The sequence below is a fragment of the Vibrio crassostreae genome, from assembly GCF_024347415.1.
Taxonomy (GTDB): Bacteria; Pseudomonadota; Gammaproteobacteria; order Enterobacterales; family Vibrionaceae; genus Vibrio; species Vibrio crassostreae.
The window spans coordinates 1174372-1191699 of sequence record NZ_AP025476.1 but is presented as its reverse complement, the minus strand read 5'-3'; the positions used below and the strand labels follow the sequence as shown (position 1 = coordinate 1191699).

General features: G+C 45.2%; 14 protein-coding genes. 5 read left to right on the top strand and 9 right to left on the bottom strand.

Annotated features, from left to right (window positions below):
- Positions 1–43: 43 nt before the first annotated feature.
- Genes kdsB through OC193_RS05530 form a run of 5 tightly spaced genes read right to left on the bottom strand, consistent with a single transcriptional unit; the run spans position 44 to position 6082 of the window.
- Positions 44–790, bottom strand: a complete 747-nt coding sequence (gene kdsB, locus OC193_RS05550) for a 3-deoxy-manno-octulosonate cytidylyltransferase (protein ID WP_048658292.1) — start codon at positions 788–790, stop codon at positions 44–46.
- A complete protein-coding gene (locus OC193_RS05545; RefSeq protein ID WP_004736429.1) occupies positions 790–969 on the bottom strand; it encodes a Trm112 family protein in 180 nt (59 codons plus the stop codon). The genes kdsB and OC193_RS05545 overlap by 1 nt, the downstream gene beginning before the upstream one ends.
- A complete protein-coding gene (gene lpxK, locus OC193_RS05540) occupies positions 950–1957 on the bottom strand; it encodes a tetraacyldisaccharide 4'-kinase (RefSeq protein ID WP_048664096.1) in 1008 nt (335 codons plus the stop codon). The genes OC193_RS05545 and lpxK overlap by 20 nt, the downstream gene beginning before the upstream one ends.
- A 14-nt stretch (positions 1958–1971) precedes the next feature.
- On the bottom strand, positions 1972–3720 hold the full coding sequence (gene msbA, locus OC193_RS05535) for a lipid A ABC transporter ATP-binding protein/permease MsbA (RefSeq protein WP_048664097.1): 1749 nt from the start codon (positions 3718–3720) through the stop codon (positions 1972–1974).
- A 31-nt stretch (positions 3721–3751) separates the two neighbouring features.
- On the bottom strand, positions 3752–6082 hold the full coding sequence (locus tag OC193_RS05530; RefSeq protein ID WP_048664098.1) for a DNA internalization-related competence protein ComEC/Rec2: 2331 nt from the start codon (positions 6080–6082) through the stop codon (positions 3752–3754).
- A gap of 17 nt (positions 6083–6099) precedes the next feature.
- Here OC193_RS05530 and OC193_RS05525 point away from each other — a divergent pair, with 17 nt between their 5' ends.
- On the top strand, positions 6100–6612 hold the full coding sequence (locus OC193_RS05525) for a DUF2062 domain-containing protein (protein WP_048658288.1): 513 nt from the start codon (positions 6100–6102) through the stop codon (positions 6610–6612).
- Positions 6613–6804: 192 nt separating this feature from the next.
- Here the strand turns inward: OC193_RS05525 and lolE are convergent, their stop codons facing one another.
- Genes lolE through lolC form a run of 3 tightly spaced genes read right to left on the bottom strand, consistent with a single transcriptional unit; the run spans position 6805 to position 9943 of the window.
- Positions 6805–8049: a lipoprotein-releasing ABC transporter permease subunit LolE gene (gene lolE / locus OC193_RS05520; RefSeq protein ID WP_048658287.1), complete on the bottom strand. Its 1245-nt coding sequence runs from the start codon at positions 8047–8049 to the stop codon at positions 6805–6807.
- On the bottom strand, positions 8050–8742 hold the full coding sequence (gene lolD, locus OC193_RS05515) for a lipoprotein-releasing ABC transporter ATP-binding protein LolD (RefSeq protein ID WP_048658286.1): 693 nt from the start codon (positions 8740–8742) through the stop codon (positions 8050–8052).
- The gene (lolC, locus tag OC193_RS05510) at positions 8735–9943 is read right to left on the bottom strand and encodes a lipoprotein-releasing ABC transporter permease subunit LolC (protein ID WP_048658285.1); all 1209 of its coding nucleotides are present in this window, start codon (positions 9941–9943) and stop codon (positions 8735–8737) included. The genes lolD and lolC overlap by 8 nt, the downstream gene beginning before the upstream one ends.
- A gap of 227 nt (positions 9944–10170) precedes the next feature.
- On the opposite strand from lolC, the gene OC193_RS05505 reads away from it, so the two are divergent.
- The 4 genes from OC193_RS05505 (at position 10171) to OC193_RS05490 (ending at position 15731) form a co-directional block, all read left to right on the top strand.
- Positions 10171–10740, top strand: coding sequence for a hypothetical protein (locus tag OC193_RS05505; RefSeq protein WP_048614554.1), 570 nt, complete (start codon positions 10171–10173; stop codon positions 10738–10740).
- A gap of 6 nt (positions 10741–10746) precedes the next feature.
- Positions 10747–14208, top strand: coding sequence for a transcription-repair coupling factor (gene mfd / locus OC193_RS05500; RefSeq protein WP_048664101.1), 3462 nt, complete (start codon positions 10747–10749; stop codon positions 14206–14208).
- Positions 14209–14270: 62 nt separating this feature from the next.
- On the top strand, positions 14271–15038 hold the full coding sequence (locus tag OC193_RS05495; RefSeq protein ID WP_048658282.1) for a peptidoglycan binding protein CsiV: 768 nt from the start codon (positions 14271–14273) through the stop codon (positions 15036–15038).
- 147 nt (positions 15039–15185) lie between these two features.
- Positions 15186–15731 (top strand): GNAT family N-acetyltransferase, encoded by a 546-nt coding sequence (locus OC193_RS05490; protein ID WP_048658281.1) that lies wholly within the window; start codon positions 15186–15188, stop codon positions 15729–15731.
- A 110-nt stretch (positions 15732–15841) separates the two neighbouring features.
- Here the strand turns inward: OC193_RS05490 and OC193_RS05485 are convergent, their stop codons facing one another.
- Positions 15842–17131, bottom strand: coding sequence for an NAD(P)/FAD-dependent oxidoreductase (locus OC193_RS05485; protein WP_048658280.1), 1290 nt, complete (start codon positions 17129–17131; stop codon positions 15842–15844).
- Positions 17132–17328: the final 197 nt, after the last annotated feature.

Here is a 17328-nt window from a genome sequence, read left to right as displayed (position 1 = left end):
ACAAGCAAGGCTCTACTGTGTTTTATGATCAGCTCAAAGAAGCTTAGCCAATAATAGCTCGAACCGCTTCTAGGTCTTCAGGTGTGTCAACCCCAGCAGCAGGCGCTTCAGCCGCAACATCTACGTGGATTTTTTCACCGTACCAAAGCACGCGTAGTTGCTCTAGGCACTCAATTCGTTCTAGGGTACTTGGTTCCCAATTGATGTAGGTATTGATAAAACCCGCTCGGTAAGCATAGATACCAATATGACGAAGCAAAGGCGATTCCGCTGCAGTACCGTTGTTCGCATAAGCATCGCGATCCCAAGGGATGGTTGCTCGGCTAAAATACAAGGCGTATCCGTCTTTATCGGTTACAACTTTAACGGCGTTAGGGTTAAACACTTCATCAACATGAGTGATTTCCACACCCAATGTTGCCATCGGAGCTGTACTGTTCGCAAGATTGTTGGCAACCTGTTTAATGATAGCAGGTGGGATAAGTGGCTCATCACCTTGAACATTCACGATAATATGATCATCAGGAATCTTCATAACTTCAATCACTTCAGCTAGGCGTTCAGTGCCTGATTCATGATTCGGTGATGTCATACAAACGGTCGCGCCAAATGCTTTAGCCGCTTTTTCAACTCGAGCGTCGTCGGTAGCGATAATAACGTTATCAGCACCTGCCTTCATTGACTGTTCGTATACCCATTGAATCATCGGCTTTCCACCAATGTCAGCCAGAGGTTTACCTGGTAAACGGCTCGATTGGTATCTTGCAGGTATAACAACCGTATAAGACATTACTTACCCTCATCCATTGAAACGGTGCGAGCTTCAGGTTCTAAAAGAACAGGAATACCCTCTTTAATTGGGTAAGCAAGGCGATCAATTTTACAAACAAGCTCTTGCTTATCCTTGTCAAAAGTTAGTTTACCTTTACATACAGGGCAAGCAACGATCTCAAGTAGACGGTGATCCATAGTATTCCATAACCTCTTTTATTCTTTTTAAAATTTGCTGTTGCGAATCTTCATCAAACTGCGCAGAAACTGGAAGATACCACCAGTTATCTTGAGCATATTCTTCGCATTTTACAGCGTCTTTTTCTGTCATAATCAGATTCATGCCTTTCTTAGCTAAGGCATGAAGTTCATCTTTATCAAAATCTTGATGGTCGGCGAAGCCCTGTGTGAAAACCACATCACCATCAAGATCGTCTAATGTTTTAAAAAAACGTGGTGGATGGCCAATACCTGCAAAAGCCACCAGCTTCTGTAATTCTGCCACAGACCTTTTCTGACCTGTCTTCAGGTTAACGGCTTGGCTTGGAAGCAAAGACATCGAGAACTCTCGCCCGTGCGCTTTACCGCCATTATTCACCAAAAAGTCTACGTCATCTAAACGAGATATAGGCTCCCTTAATGGGCCTAAAGGAATTAGGCACTCACTACCAAAGCGTCTCGCACCGTCGATAACCGCAAATTCAATATCACGTTCAAGTGCATAATGCTGAAGGCCGTCGTCAGTGATGATGACATTCACCCCTTCGCTCAGTAAAGCCTTCACCGCATTCGCGCGCACAGGGTCGACCGCAACAGGAGCTCCTGTTCGCTTTCGGATCAAACGAGGTTCATCACCAGAGTGTTCTGCTAGCGTATTCTCATCCAAAACCAGCGGATAGCTTGGTGCTTTTGCACCGTAACCACGAGAAACGACACCAGGTTTAAAACCATTGGCCTGGAGCATCTCAACCAACCAAATCACGACCGGTGTTTTACCATTACCACCAGCGGTGATATTACCAACAACAATTACTGGCAATGGCGGACGGTAGGTCTCTTTCTTACCCGATAGATAAGCGTCACGACGTTGGCCACTGATCATTTTGAACAGCAAACTCAGTGGCCACAACAGCGGCCAGAGAAGATATTTCAACGGGTGGTTGTTAAACCAAATCTTTTCGATCACAACAAGACCTAATCTTATCCGCTGAACTGAATTCGGTGTAATTGAGCATAGGCGCCATCATGCGCGATTAATTCAGCATGTGCCCCCCTTTCTACAATATGGCCATCATCAACCACTAGAATCTCATCGGCTTGCTCAATAGTAGAAAGTCGGTGTGCGATAACTAATACTGTTTTATCTTTCTGCAGTTCTTCTAACGCAGATTGAATTGCTCTCTCTGACTCAGTATCCAGTGCAGACGTTGCCTCATCAAGGATCAAAACAGGTGCATCTCTTAATAGAGCACGTGCAATCGCAATACGCTGTCTTTGGCCGCCAGAAAGGCTCGCGCCATTTTCACCCACAACGGTATCAATGCCATTTTCCATGCCTTCGATAAACTCACTAGCATGAGCAAGCTTAGCCGCGTGTTCAATCTGTTCACGTGAATACTGTTCTTCCGCTGCGTAAGCGATGTTATTCGCCACCGTATCGTTAAATAGATGTACATTTTGGGAAACGAGAGCAAAGTGTTCACGCAAATTTCTCAACTCATAATCACGAATATCGTGACCATCAAGTTCAATTGAGCCTGAGTCTACGTCATAAAAACGAGTAAATAAGTTCGCAATGGTACTCTTGCCAGAACCAGAACGGCCAACAAGTGCGACTGTTTTACCTTTCGGTATATTGAAACTCACCTTATCGAGTGCAGGCTTCTCTGCACCGTCATAAGTAAACGTCACATCTTTTACTGCAACGTCACCGGTTACGGTTTCAGGTTTCAACGTGCCTTTGTTTTGTTCTGTATCTAGATCCATCAAACCAAATAGCGTCGTACTTGCTGCCATACCGCGTTGGAATTCAGATGTTACGTTAGTTAGCGCTTTTAGTGGACGCAACAAACCAAACATTGCAGAGAAGACAACGGTAAACGTACCGGCAGTGAGCTCGGCTTTAATAGAATCAACACTAGCAAGGAATAGAACAACAACAATCGCAACTGATGCGATCATTTGAATAATTGGGTTAGCGGCCGCTTGAGCAGTGATTAGCTTCATGCTTTGTTGGCGCATTTGGTTACTAACTTTATCAAAGCGGTGTTTTTCTAGATCTTGACCACCGTAAGTTAGAACCACTTTATGCCCTTTCAGCATTTGTTCAGCTGAAGAAGCAACATGACCCATGCTGGTTTGCATGTTCTTAGAGATCTTTCTGAATCGCTTCGATACGATACTGATCGCCCACGCCACAAGAGGTGCTACAGCGAATAACACCAAAGACAACTGCCAGCTATTCCAGAACATCAGCGTCAACAAGCCAATAATACTTGCACCTTCACGGACAATACTGACTAACGCTTTACTGGTTGCTGCAGACACTTGCTCTGAATCGTAAGTAATTCGGGATAGCAGAGCACCAGTCTGTTCTTTATCGAAGAAAGACACAGGCATGTGCATGAAATGGCTGAATATTTTACGACGAATCTCCATAACCACATTGCCAGAGACCCAGCTCAAACAGTAGGTTGAAACAAAACCACTGACACCACGAACGAACATCATGGCAAAGATAATAAGTGGAAGTGTACGTAAAAAGTCAGATTCAGCATTACCAAAGCCTTCATCAAGTAACGGCTTTAGTAAGGAAATCATATAGGTATCAGAAACAGCATTTATAATAAGCGCAATTACCGCAACGCCTAGGCCGGCCTTATAAAGTCGAATATAAGTCCAAAGTCTTTTAAATGTGACCCAGGTAGTTTCATCTGTTTGTGTTGACATAGAATCGCTTAATTTTCTCACAATAATCTATCTATTCTACTCCCTTACGAAGCATCTGCCTATACCACTGCCCGCCTTGTTGTTCTCTAATCGCATGATATTGCCAACCTTCTTTGCTAAGAGTGATGGTTATTTGTCCGCTGTCTCCAGTATCTAGCCAAGTACTCCCCGCTTCCTGATAGCGTTCAACAACAGACGCACTTGGCATTCCCCACTGATTTCCTTTGGCTAGAGAAGCTATCGCCAGCTGAGGTGACACTGCCTCAATAAACGACTTAATCGATGACGAATCACTGCCATGATGCGGAACCAACATGACATTACTCCTAAGCCGTTCACCTTCACGGGCAAGTAACCACTCACTTACTAGTTCAACATCGCCAGTGAGCAACATCGAGAAATCTGTATTTGAGTCTGATATCTTGACCACGCACGAATGTGGGTTGTACGCCCTCTTCACTTGCTTGGGAGGCCATAACACTTCAAAAACAATACCTTGCCAGTTCCAAACCTCACCAAGAGTACATGCTTGAATATTAGGCAGAGCTGGAGTGGTAGATTGGGGTTGTTGATTAATATTCTGACTGGTTCTTATCCACTTAGGGTTGTAGTTTTCAAGCAACGCCGGATAACCACCAGCATGGTCAGAATCGAAATGACTCACAATCACGCCTTCTAATTCATGAATCCCCCGCTGATTCAAAGTAGGAATCAACAAAGACTCAACAACCGAGCCTCCTGGCCACGCATTGCCAAGATCATAAACAACAATCTGATTGTTCTTTTCCAACACTAAAGACAACCCGTGTCCAACATCCAATATATCGATGGTTAGCTTTTCTTGCTGGGGTTTGCTGAATTCCCACCACAGCACAAACAGCGCAATTAGCAATATCGATAGTGCTTGCTTGAGGTATCGACCAACAAAGCCGAAAAACAAAATAAGGAATACAAATAACTCAATTGTATGATTATCGACTTGAATCCAAAATCGCTCAGAGAAAGGAAGGCTATATACGAGAGGCTCAAGCGACAAGTCGACCAACTTCCACAGTTGGCTAACAAAACCATTCTCTATCACTCCGAGTTCAAGCGTACTAGACACTGACTCCGATATTAAGCTAAGAAACATTGCCAGAAACAACAGCGGGATCGTCACCATCGATACCCAAGGCAAAAGAAGTAAATTGTAGAAAACAGAGACTAAACTGACCCCTTTGAAAAACAGCATGGAAAACGGCGCGATCAGGAGTGTAAGTATCAGTTGGATCTTAATGAGCAACAATACTCGATCGAAAAATGTAGAGACTGAAGATGAATGCTGACAATTTAAAGCGATATATAGAACGGCGCCCAATGCACCAAAGGATAACCAAAGACTGCTCGACAAGACTGAAAACGGCCAAATCAGCAGAACCACGCACAGACTTAAAGCGACATACCGAAGCAAACTGATATTCTGCCCACGCCACAAAAAATAACTGGCGATGACGCACATCACTAAAGCTCTTAAAGTTGGCAGCGTGAATCCAGCAAACCAACTATAGAAATAGGCCAAGCCGAGCCCGAACATCGTAGGAAGCCAAAGAGATGAAGGTGAAAGTAACCTGAATATCTTGCCTAACTGATAACCGAAACCAAAGGCAATCCCGATATGGAGTCCCGAGATAGCCATCAAATGAATTAAGCCACTACTTTTAAGTAAATCCCACCGCTGAGGATGAATGAGCTCCCGATACCCAAAGCTTAAAGCCATAATGAGGTCTTGGTTTGCCAGCCGACTTAACCTTTCAAGGCTGGTTTCAAACCATTGGGCTCGCAAGTTGGTGCTAGAGTGTATTCGATATTTGGTATCGGCCCTGTAAGTTGCATTGGCAACCACGCCTGCACTAAACAAGTACTTTTCTAAATCAAAGCCTGCTTCATTGAGTTTGCCCCATACAGGCTTTATGGACACAGATAAATTGACATCATCTCCAAGCGTTAACTTAAAAGGGGTGAATAAACGCAATTTTATCAATTGAGGAGAGATTGATTTTTCGCCGCTAATTGATCTGGCTACTATTACGCTTTCAAAACCGTGGCTATTTTCACTAAAAAGGCTAACAACCGAAGCATTTATGGTAGTATTCTGCCCTGATTGGAATAAGTGACTCGTTTGTATTTCAATCGCATTCCCTAGGCAGATAACTAGTATCAATGCTGTTACTGGACCTCTTGCACTCCGGAAAACGCTATACTTTGTTGATGCTAGCAGTAGCAACAGCATCAATGGTGCCCAAACCCAATGTGGCATCACAGGCCAGAAGCTGGCAGACACAACTGTCGCAGCAAATGAAATCAAGAACCAAGTGTTAAACAAGAGAGTAGCTTCCTCCTATGCCAAGAAAGTTTATCAAACGATTTATGCCTGACCATGAGTTAATCAAGCGTCAGAAAGCATTGAAAGTTTTTGGCAATGTTTTGTACAACCCCAACTTATGGTGCCTTAATCGTCGCTCTGCGGCTGGCGCGTTCGCTGTTGGGTTATTCATGGCGTTTGTCCCTCTACCAAGTCAAATGATTATGTCTGCAGGCCTTGCCGTCGCATGTGGCGTTAATCTGCCTCTGGCTGTCGCACTTGTTTGGATCAGTAACCCGGTCACCATGCCCGTTCTCTTCTACTTTGCTTATAAAGTCGGGGCGTTTGTTATGCATGTTCCGCCGCAAGCCTTTCACTTCGAGCTGTCTTGGGACTTCATCTTGGCGCAGATGAGCACCATTGGGCCTCCGTTCTTATTGGGTTGTCTGATTTGTGGGGTGGTTTCAGCAATGACTGGCTACTTTGGTATTCGCGGTTTATGGCGTTACTCAGTAGTAAGAAGTTGGAAGAAGCGACAAGCAAGGTACTGAACGACCGTCCCTTGTCATTCAATCTAACCTTGTATGCGCTTCACTTAAAATGCACACAAGTTAAAATCAGATGAGCCGCTGACCTCTGCAAGATTGGCATGTAACGAAAGTCGTAAAGAACACGAATTGAATTCAATAAAAAAGGATCCCATTGGGATCCTTTTTTGTATCTACTAGAGAACTGACTGCTGATTATTTAGAACTAAGCACCGAGGCCGGATTTAACTTCGCCGCTCGTGATGCTGGATACCATGTCGCCAGCAAACTCAACACAATCGCAGTACCGGACACAACAACAACATCCGTCATATCCAATTGTGATGGCAAAAAGTCGACAAAGTAAATGTCACCGGACAAGAACTGGTGATCGACCAGCTTTTCAAGCCCTTTAATAAGCGTAGTGAGGTTAAGTGCCACCAACACACCTATCGCACTCCCCACTAAACTGCCTAACACACCTGAGAATACGCCCTGCCAAACAAAGATGCGCTTTACTAGACCATCTGATGCACCCATGGTTCTTAAGATCGCGATCTCTGATGCTCTGTCTTTCACTGCCATCATTAAAGTCGAGACAATATTGAAACAAGCGACGCCAATAACCAGTACCATCACCAGGTACATGATGGTGCGAACCAATTGGATATCTCGATACAAGAAGCCAAACTTCTGTTGCCAGCTTCGTAGATACACGTATACATCAAGCTGATTGCCCACTTCGCGCACAATAGAGTTCGCGTTCAGCACATCGGTCACTTTTAAAGAGACTCCAGTCACCGCTTCACCTAAGTTTGCGTAGACTTGAGCATCACCAATAGGGATTAGAGCCAAGCTGTGGTCTATCTGACCATTAAGCGTCAGCAAACCCACCACTTTCACTCGAACACGTTTTGGCGCCTGAACCTTCACAGAACCATTCACCGTTGGAATCATCAAAGTCAGATAATCACCGACTTTAGCGCCAAGCACATCTGCTACACCTGAGCCCAAGATGATCTGTTGTTGCCCCGACTTAAATTCACTCCAAGCTTGTTTATCGATGAAGTTAGACAAACTCGAGACTTCTTGCTCACGCTTAGGGTCAACGCCGCGCACTTCGATCGCTTTCAACTCTTTGCCCTTTTCAGCAAGCGCTGTAATTTTTACATAAGGCGCAGCTGCCATAACCTTGTCGTTTTTTTCGGACTGTTCGATTACATGTTCCCAACGAGTTACTGGCTCGTTCACGCCCTCAAACTCACCGTGTGGAATAACAGAAAGCACGCGTGATTCAAGCTCACGCTCAAAACCATTCATGGCCGACAAGCCGATAATGATCACGGCGACACCAACCGCAATGCCGATTGTCGAAGACAAAGAGATGAACGACACCATCTTGTCTCGCTGTTTCGCTCGGCTAAACCGACCGCCTATCAATAGAGATAAAGAAGAAAACACTTAGCTCACCTCTTTTTCTACGTTAACCAACAAACCATCTTGCATGTGAAGTTGACGGTCCATCTTGCCCGCAAGTTCACCATCGTGGGTTACCACCAAGAAAGCAGTATCGTATTCACGGTTGAGCTCACGCATTAAGTCGTAAATTGACAGTGCGGTATTGTGGTCAAGGTTACCAGTCGGCTCATCAGCTAAAACTAAAGCAGGTTTGTTTACCAATGCACGAGCAATTGCCACACGCTGTCTTTCACCACCAGAAAGTTCTGAAGGTCGGTGATCAACACGGTGGCTTAACCCAACTTTATCAAGTAACAGTTGAGCTTCTTGTTTTGCTTTCGCAGGTTTCTCGCCGCCAATAAGTAACGGCATAGCTACGTTTTCTAATGCAGAAAAATCAGAAAGAAGGTGGTGGAATTGATAAACAAAACCGAGATGTTGATTGCGAAGCTTCGCTTGCTTATTTGAACTCAAAGATGCTAAGTCCTGACCAAGAAAACTCACACTGCCTGCAGAGGCATCATCAAGCGCGCCTAAGATATGTAGTAAGGTACTTTTGCCCGAGCCAGAGGTGCCGATGATTGCTACTAGCTCACCCTTTTCGATTTCAAAGCTGACTCCCTTGAGCACCTCTGTATCTAACGAGCCTTCACGGTACGTTTTACGGATATCATTACATTGAAGAAAATTACTCATAACGAAGGGCCTCAGCAGGTTTCACAGACGATGCACGATAAGAAGGGAATACAGTGGCAATCAAGCTAAGTGCGATAGCCAGAACCACAACAACGGCGATTTGAATTGGGTTAATTAAAATTGGTAGTTGGCCACCAAATGAGAATAGAGCAACCCCCATCGCCTCTAAAATAGTATTAAGGTTCATTGCTAGGGCAACGCCCAATACTCCACCAGAGAGCGCCCCAATCACGCCACTACTTGCACCTTGAACCATAAAAATTCCCATGACTTGACCATCGGTCATGCCTTGTGTTTTAAGAATCGCGACTTCAGACTGCTTCTCCATCACCACCATAATAAGCGCGGAAATAATATTAAATGCAGCAACACCGATGATAAGACCAAGCATCAAGCCCATCATATTCTTTTCCATGCGCACCGCTTGAAACAGCTCGCCACGTTGGTCTCGCCAATCACTCCACAACCAACCTTCAGGTAATGGTTGAGTCGATAATTCTGCGACTTCAAACGGGTCTTCAAAAAATAGTCTCCAGCCTGAAATGGTATCTGATTTGTAGCGCATCAAACGCCCAGCATCTTTAATATCTGTCACCATCAATTGAGCATCGATATCAGAGCCAGTATTAAAAATACCAGCAACAGTGAAATTTCGTTGGCTTGGAATACGACCTAATGGTGTGTATTGGCTAGCGCTGGTCACCATCAGGCGAACTTTGTCACCCATAGACACCTTCAAATTTCTCGCCAAGGTATGACCAAGAAATAGCTGATACTGACCCGCTTTAAGTGAAGACAATCGACCTGCAATTAAGTGGTTCTGAAGAGGGTCATCTGAATTAGGCTCAATGCCGATTAACAGCCCTGCAGATAACTGAGCCGGACTCTGAATTACTGCCTCACTGCGAACAATCGGCTCAACGTGACCATTAAGAGACATTTGCTCTGCAAAATTAGGCGCTTGAGCAGAAAGAGAGGTGGTGCCGCCTTGCTCATAAACCACGGCCTGAGGAAGAACACCAAGAATTCGGTCTTTTAACTGCGCTTCGAATCCATTCATTACCGATAAAACAGTAACCAAAGACAGCACACCAATGGTGATACCTGCCGTCGACATATAAGAAACAAAACGGCTAAAGCGATCACCTGAACGGCCTTTCAAATAGCGTAGGCCAACAAACAACGAAATAGGATGAAACATACTTTGAACCATCTAAAGGGGATGCGGGTTAATGTAACGGGTATTGCTGTTACTGTGTAGGGGTTAATTGAAAATATAGAGTGAATTAACTCAATTAGTTAGGCTTGAAAAACAGAACCTTGTCAAATTGCCAAATTTCAAACAACTATTTGAGACTTTCAATTAACTGACCTTGATTACTGCGGCCACATAGCGATAATCAATAGATCACTTCAAGGAACTAACGCATGACAGAACAAGAGTTTTTCACCGTTCACCATAGCCTTACCGCTAATATTGAACCAATGGACAGCGGCTTCACTTTACCCTCTCAAATTCAATTCGAATCTGAGATCCCAGCACCATTTGTGGTGGCAAGTGAATTTAGCCAATTGGATCTGTTAGCTGACAGCGCTCGTGCTGAACTGAAAAACAGCGACTTGAAGAATGTCACCAGTTTATTGGATGCACAAAACTCAAAATTAAACCTCTTGTTGAGCTTTATGTTGTCGCAGCAAGATGATGAGAAATTTCGTACTCACACCTATTCATTTGGTGCGAGTCAGTTTTCCTGCTTTTCAAAAGCAGACATCGAACCAGGTCGCTTGGTAAAAGCCAAACTTTTCCTAGAGCACCCAGCTGCAGCCATTTATTGCTACGCAGAAGTATTTGCTAGCGAAGCGAAAGACTCAGGTTTCGAAATCAAATTTAAATACGCTCATCTTCGCGATACCGACCAAGACCTGCTAATTAAAGCGGCACTTCATCAACAACAGAAACTCTTGCGTCAACGCTCTCTAGACCGAGATAACAAGTAAATTAACATGACCAAAAAATCCATATTTACACTACCTAAACTTAAAGGTGCCGGTGACAAAAAGCACATCGGTAACCTAGTCGGTTCGTCTCTCGCTCTGGCCATTGCTAAACTCGCAGAGCAGCACAATAGCCATACCGTACTTGCAGTGCCAGACCCACAAGTCGCACTTAAGCTACAATCTGAAATTGAACAGTTTACGGCGCATGAAGTCGCACTATTCCCAGACTGGGAAACACTGCCTTACGACAGCTTTTCGCCGCACCAAGAGATCATCTCAGATCGTATCGCACGCCTTTATGCTTTGCCGACATTAAAAGACGGCATCACGATCGTTCCGATCAGCACGTTATTGCAACGCCAGTCACCGCGCGACTTTTTGCTGCAGCACACTCTAATGGTGAAAACGGGCGATCTCTACTCGCTTGAGAAACTGCGCTTGCAGCTTGAAAAGTCAGGCTATCGTTACGTTGATCAAGTGTTTGGCCCAGGTGAATACGCAAGCCGTGGTTCTATTCTCGACCTATTCCCAATGGGCAGTAAAGACCCATATCGTATAGACTTCTTTGATGATGAAATCGATACGATTCGTACCTTCGATCCTGAGAATCAACGCTCTATCGAAGATATCTCCGAGATTCGCCTTCTGCCTGCTCATGAGTTTCCAACCTCGGAAACAGCGATTGAAGATTTCCGTATTCGTTGGCGCCAACAGTTTGATGCCCGCCGCGAACCAGAATCGGTTTATATGCAGGTTTCAAAAGGGACTTGGCCTGCTGGTATTGAGTATTGGCAACCGCTGTTCTTCGATCACACAGAAACCTTGTTTGATTACGTTGCCGATGAAGCGCAACTCTTAGTTCTTGGTGACGTAGAAACAGCTGTTGATTCGTTCCTTGCTGATGTTGCTCACAGATACGAACAGCGCGGTGTTGATCCATTACGACCACTGCTGACACCTGAACAACTATGGCTAAAGAAAGACGAGCTATTCGCACACTTCAAACAGAAACCACAGGTCAACCTAAGCTTAGAATCTATTGAAGAGAAAGCTGGACGCATCAACCTTCCAGTTACGTCACTGCCTGACCTCAGTGTTCAACATCAGAATAAAGAGCCACTCGCAAACCTAAGAAAGTTCACTGAAGCCTTCGAAGGCAAAGTGGTTTTTTCAGTTGAGTCTGAAGGTCGCCGTGAGGCTCTGAGTGAGTTGCTTCGAGGCATTAAAGTTCGTCCAAGCGAAGTTGAAAACCTCGACGAAGCGATTAAAGGCAAAGATAAGTTCAGCCTGATCCTTGGCTCTGCTGAACACGGTTTTATCCATGAAGAGCACAACATCGCCCTTATCTGTGAAAGCGACTTACTTGGCGATCGTGTTGTTCAGCGTCGTAAGAAAGATAAGAAAAGCGTTAATAGCGATACCGTAATTCGCCACTTGGCAGAACTTAAACCGGGTCAGCCTGTTGTGCACATTGACCACGGTATTGGTCGTTACATCGGCTTGCAAACACTCGAAGCCGGCGGCATGAAAACCGAATACGTAACGCTTGAGTATCAAAACGATGCCAAGCTCTACGTGCCAGTTGCGTCTTTGAACTTAATCGGGCGTTACTCTGGTGGCGCTGAAGATTCTGCACCACTGCATAAACTCGGTGGCGAAGCGTGGCAAAAAGCTCGTAAACGCGCCGCAGAGAAAGTCCGTGATGTTGCAGCGGAGCTACTTGATGTTTACGCTAAGCGTGAGCTGAAACCTGGCTACAAATTTGTGCTCGACCGTGGCCAATACGCGACTTTCAAGTCTGGTTTCCCATTTGAAGAAACCGATGACCAAGCTATGGCCATCAATGCAGTGATGTCTGACATGTGCCAAGCAAAAGCCATGGACCGCCTAGTGTGTGGTGATGTGGGCTTTGGTAAGACAGAAGTGGCAATGCGCGCGGCATTCGTGTGTACCGATAACAGCAAGCAAGTGGCGGTTTTAGTCCCTACTACCCTGCTTGCTCAGCAACACTTCGAAAACTTCAGGGACCGTTTCGCCAACTTGCCGATTCGTGTTGAAGTTCTATCCCGATTCAAATCAGCTAAAGAGCAAAAGCTGATCATGCAAGATGTCGCCGAGGGTAAGGTCGACATCTTGGTGGGGACTCACAAGCTTCTTTCTAGCGATATTAAGTTTAAAGACCTTGGCTTGCTGGTTGTCGATGAAGAACACCGCTTCGGTGTACGTCAGAAAGAGAAAGTGAAAGCAATGCGTGCGGATGTCGACATCCTTACGCTCACTGCTACACCAATCCCGCGAACGCTGAACATGGCAATGAGTGGTATGCGTGATTTGTCTATCATCGCAACACCACCCGCACGACGCTTGGCAATTAAAACCTTCGTTCGCGAAAGTGATGATGCGATCGTCAGAGAAGCGGTGCTGCGTGAAATTATGCGTGGTGGGCAGGTTTACTTCCTGCACAACCAAGTCGACACGATTGAGAAAACAGCAGAGTTACTACAGAAGCTGATTCCAGAAGCGCGCGTTACCGTGGCTCATGGCCAGATGCGAGAGCGCGAACTGGAACGCATCATGAATGACTTCTACCACCAGCGCTTTAACTTGTTGGTGTGTACAACCATCATCGAAACCGGTATCGATGTACCAACAGCTAATACTATCTTGATGGACAGAGCCGATAACCTTGGTTTAGCTCAGCTTCACCAATTGCGTGGTCGTGTGGGCCGTTCTCACCACCAAGCTTATGCCTACTTGCTAACACCTCCCCCGAAAGCAATGACCAAAGACGCGGTCAAACGATTGGACGCCATTGCTTCACTTGAAGACTTAGGTGCAGGCTTTACGCTAGCAACCCATGACTTAGAGATTCGTGGTGCTGGTGAGCTATTAGGCGATGAGCAAAGTGGTCAAATCCAGTCGGTTGGTTTCACCTTGTACATGGAGATGCTTGAGCAAGCAGTAGAAGCATTGAAAGAAGGTAGAGAGCCTTCACTTGATGATCTATTGCGTGAACAAACTGAAATTGAGATGCGTCTGCCTGCACTATTGCCAGACGACTATATTCCAGACATCAACACGCGTTTATCAACATACAAGCGTATTGCGAGCGTGAGTGACACGGATGAACTTGCAGAGCTAAAAGTCGAGCTTATCGACCGCTTCGGTATTCTTCCTGATGCAACCAAGAACTTATTATCGGTTTCCGAGCTTAAGTTAGCGGCGGCATCTATCAAAGCCAAGAAAATTGAAGCGCACGATAAAGGCGGATTTATCGAATTCTACCCGGATGCTGACATAAACCCGAACTACCTTGTTAAACTGTTGCAATCTCAACCGCAAAAGTTTTCAATGGAAGGGCCAACTAAGTTCAAGTTTACGATACCATTGGTCGACAGACGGAAACGAATTCAATTTGTTAGTGATTTATTGGGCGAATTCAGACAAAACTTGCTGCCTTCAGCATAAGACCCAATCCACTGCACATATAAATTATCCAGCCGGTAGTTCGGCTGGAAGACGGAGTAAAAATGAAAAGACTGATCCCACTGCTACTATTGTTCGTCTCACTGCCAAGTTTGGCGCAGAGACAATTTGATATAGAAGTGATCATTTTTAAGCGCGCTGTTGATGCAGAAAAAATAAATGAATCTTGGCCAAACACACAGCCTAAGATTTCACTTGAGCGCGTTGGTTCATTTCAAGATACCCAGTACCGAGCGAAGAAAGGAGTGCAGATGCTTCCTTACTCGGAATACAAGTTAACGCCTCAGAAGGACAAGCTACGCAAACACGCAGGCTTTGAAGTTCTGATGCATACTGCTTGGCGTCAAGGTGACCAAGGTAAAAGTTCAGCACCTGTTTTCCACATTCAAGCAGGTAAAGACTTCTCTAAACAGTTTAATGCCGACGGCTCTGAGAAAGGTGCTGTCACTGCATCAAACCCAGATGGCTTCCAAGAAGAGACTATTGATAAACCGCTTTACGAATTAGACGGCAAGCTACAGATCTACGTACAGCACTATCTATATGCTGAAACGACTCTGGATTTAAAAGCGCCAAGCGTTCGTGAAGTGACGCTGCAAGAACAGCAAATCGAGCTAGACTCGCCAGTAAGTGGTGCAGAGAGCAATGTTCAGGTGGGTAACCTTACTGAGATCTCTCCGACCGTTGAAGTGCAAGAGTTCCTTAAAAGCTACCGCATGGACCAAAAACGTCGCATGCGCAGTACAGAGACTCACTACCTAGACCACCCGCTTCTTGGCATGGTGATTCAAGTACGTCGCGTCGCTCAATAAACCACGTAATCAGTCTTCAGCTAGCAGCTCAACTATTCTTATAGAGAGTGGAACTTGATATAAAGAATTGAAGTTGTATTAAGCATTCAATACGCCCTCCATTGTGAGGGCGTTTTATTAGCCATTACATGTTATTTGGTACGTCCTATGAGCCCAGACTTTCAGATCAATACACAAAATCTAAGCCTCAAAATCATTGAAGCCTCAGATGCTCAAGAGTTTGCTCAGCTGATCAAATCTTCACCGAGTTTATTACCTTGGGTAGATTGGTGCCACGATGAGTTTTCTATCGTCGAAGCCGAGAAGTTTATTCTAGCAACTCGCCTGAACTGGGTGAAAGCCGACGCGTTTGGTTTTGGTATTTTTGAGCGAAAAACCGATAAGCTGGTCGGAATGGTGGCGATCAATGAGCTTTATCACACCTTCAATATGGCGAGTTTAGGTTATTGGGTGAGTGATGACTTTCAAAGGAGAGGGATAGCCAAAGAAGCGATGCTGGCCTTGTTTGAATTTTGCTTTGCGCAACTGAAGTTAACGCGCTTGGAGATTGTCTGCGATACCGAGAACCTACCAAGCCAAAAGCTGATAGAGAAGTGTGGCGCTGAGCGAGAAACCATTGCCAAGAATCGATTTCTGTTTAACGGTAAACCGAAAGATGGCGTGGTTTATTCTGTGCTACCTCCAACCTCTTAACTACTTCAATTAGCTGCAACCAGCGATAGTACTCAATCAACACGATCAAAAAAGAGCTCCGAAGAGCTCTTTTTTATTATCAGCGAAATGCCCTTATAAGGCTTACCTGATTAGTGAAGCTTTAGGTTTGGACGAAGTACACGGTTAATACGACCAACCAGCATCATCAGTGATGTTTTGATTAAGCCGTGAAGCGCCATTTGGTGCATGCGGTACAAAGAGATGTAAACCACACGAGCAATACGACCTTCAACCATCATCGAACCTTTAGTTAGGTTACCCATCAAGCTACCTACGGTAGAGAAACGGCTTAACGAAACCAGTGAGCCCTTATCTTTGTAGATGTAGTCTTTTAGGTCACGACCGTTCAGCTTAGCAATGATGTTGCTGAATGCACAGCTTGCCATTTGGTGAGCCGCTTGTGCACGTGGTGGAACAAATGAACCATCTGCTTGGGTACATTGTGCCAAGTCACCGATAGCAAAGATGTTGTCATCCAGTGTTGTTTGCAGCGTGTTTTTCACAACCAACTGGTTGATACGGTTGGTTTCAAGACCACCGATATCTTTCATGAAGTCTGGTGCTTTGATACCTGCTGCCCATACCATGATTTGTGCTGGGATCTTGTCGCCATCTTTGGTTGTTAGGCCGTCAGAGTCCGCCTGAGTCACCATAGTATTAGTACGAACATTCACACCAAGCTTCGTTAGCTCAGAGTGTGCTGCGCTTGAAATACGAGGAGGTAGAGCCGGAAGAATACGCTCACCCGCTTCAACTAGGTTCACGTTCAGCTTGCTTGAATCTAGATCACCGAAGCCGTAAGTACGAAGCTCTTTTACTGCGTTATGTAGCTCTGCAGAAAGCTCAACACCTGTTGCACCCGCGCCAACAATCGCGATGTCTACCGTACCTTGACCGTTCTTAGCGTGAAGCTTTAAGAACTGGTTATTCATTTCAGTACGGAAACGGTGCGCTTGTTCTGGGCTATCAAGGAAAATACAGTTGTCACGAACACCTGGAGTGTTGAAGTCGTTCGACGTTGAACCTAGTGCCATAACAAGAATGTCGTATTCAAGTTCACGACTTGGCATCAGCAATTCGCCGTGCTCATCTTTCAGTTCGCTCAGTGCAATCACTTTACGTTCACGATCGATGTCGTTCAGGCTGCCCATTTGGAAGTCGAAGTAATGGTTTTTTGCATGTGCGCGGTAGCTTAATGCATCAACACCTTCATCCAGTGAGCCAGTTGCTACTTCATGAAGTAATGGTTTCCATAGGTGGCTTGCTTTACGGTCTACCAGAGTGATCTGGGCACGCTTCTTACGACCTAAAGTTCGGCCTAGCTTAGTTGCTAGCTCTAAACCACCAGCACCGCCGCCTACTACGATAATTTTTGTCACAATGACAATCCTCTACAAAATGAATAAATGGGGTTCGGCTCGATTACTCCAACCGATAAATTCTATGTATCTACTCGGCCTTGTTGATAAGGCTGTGACATATTGGATAACCGCGAAAAAGAATAACGACAGCTCACCGAGTAGTTAGAGGGATAACAAACAACAAACATTCGTTTGTCGCTTTGCTCACATGGATA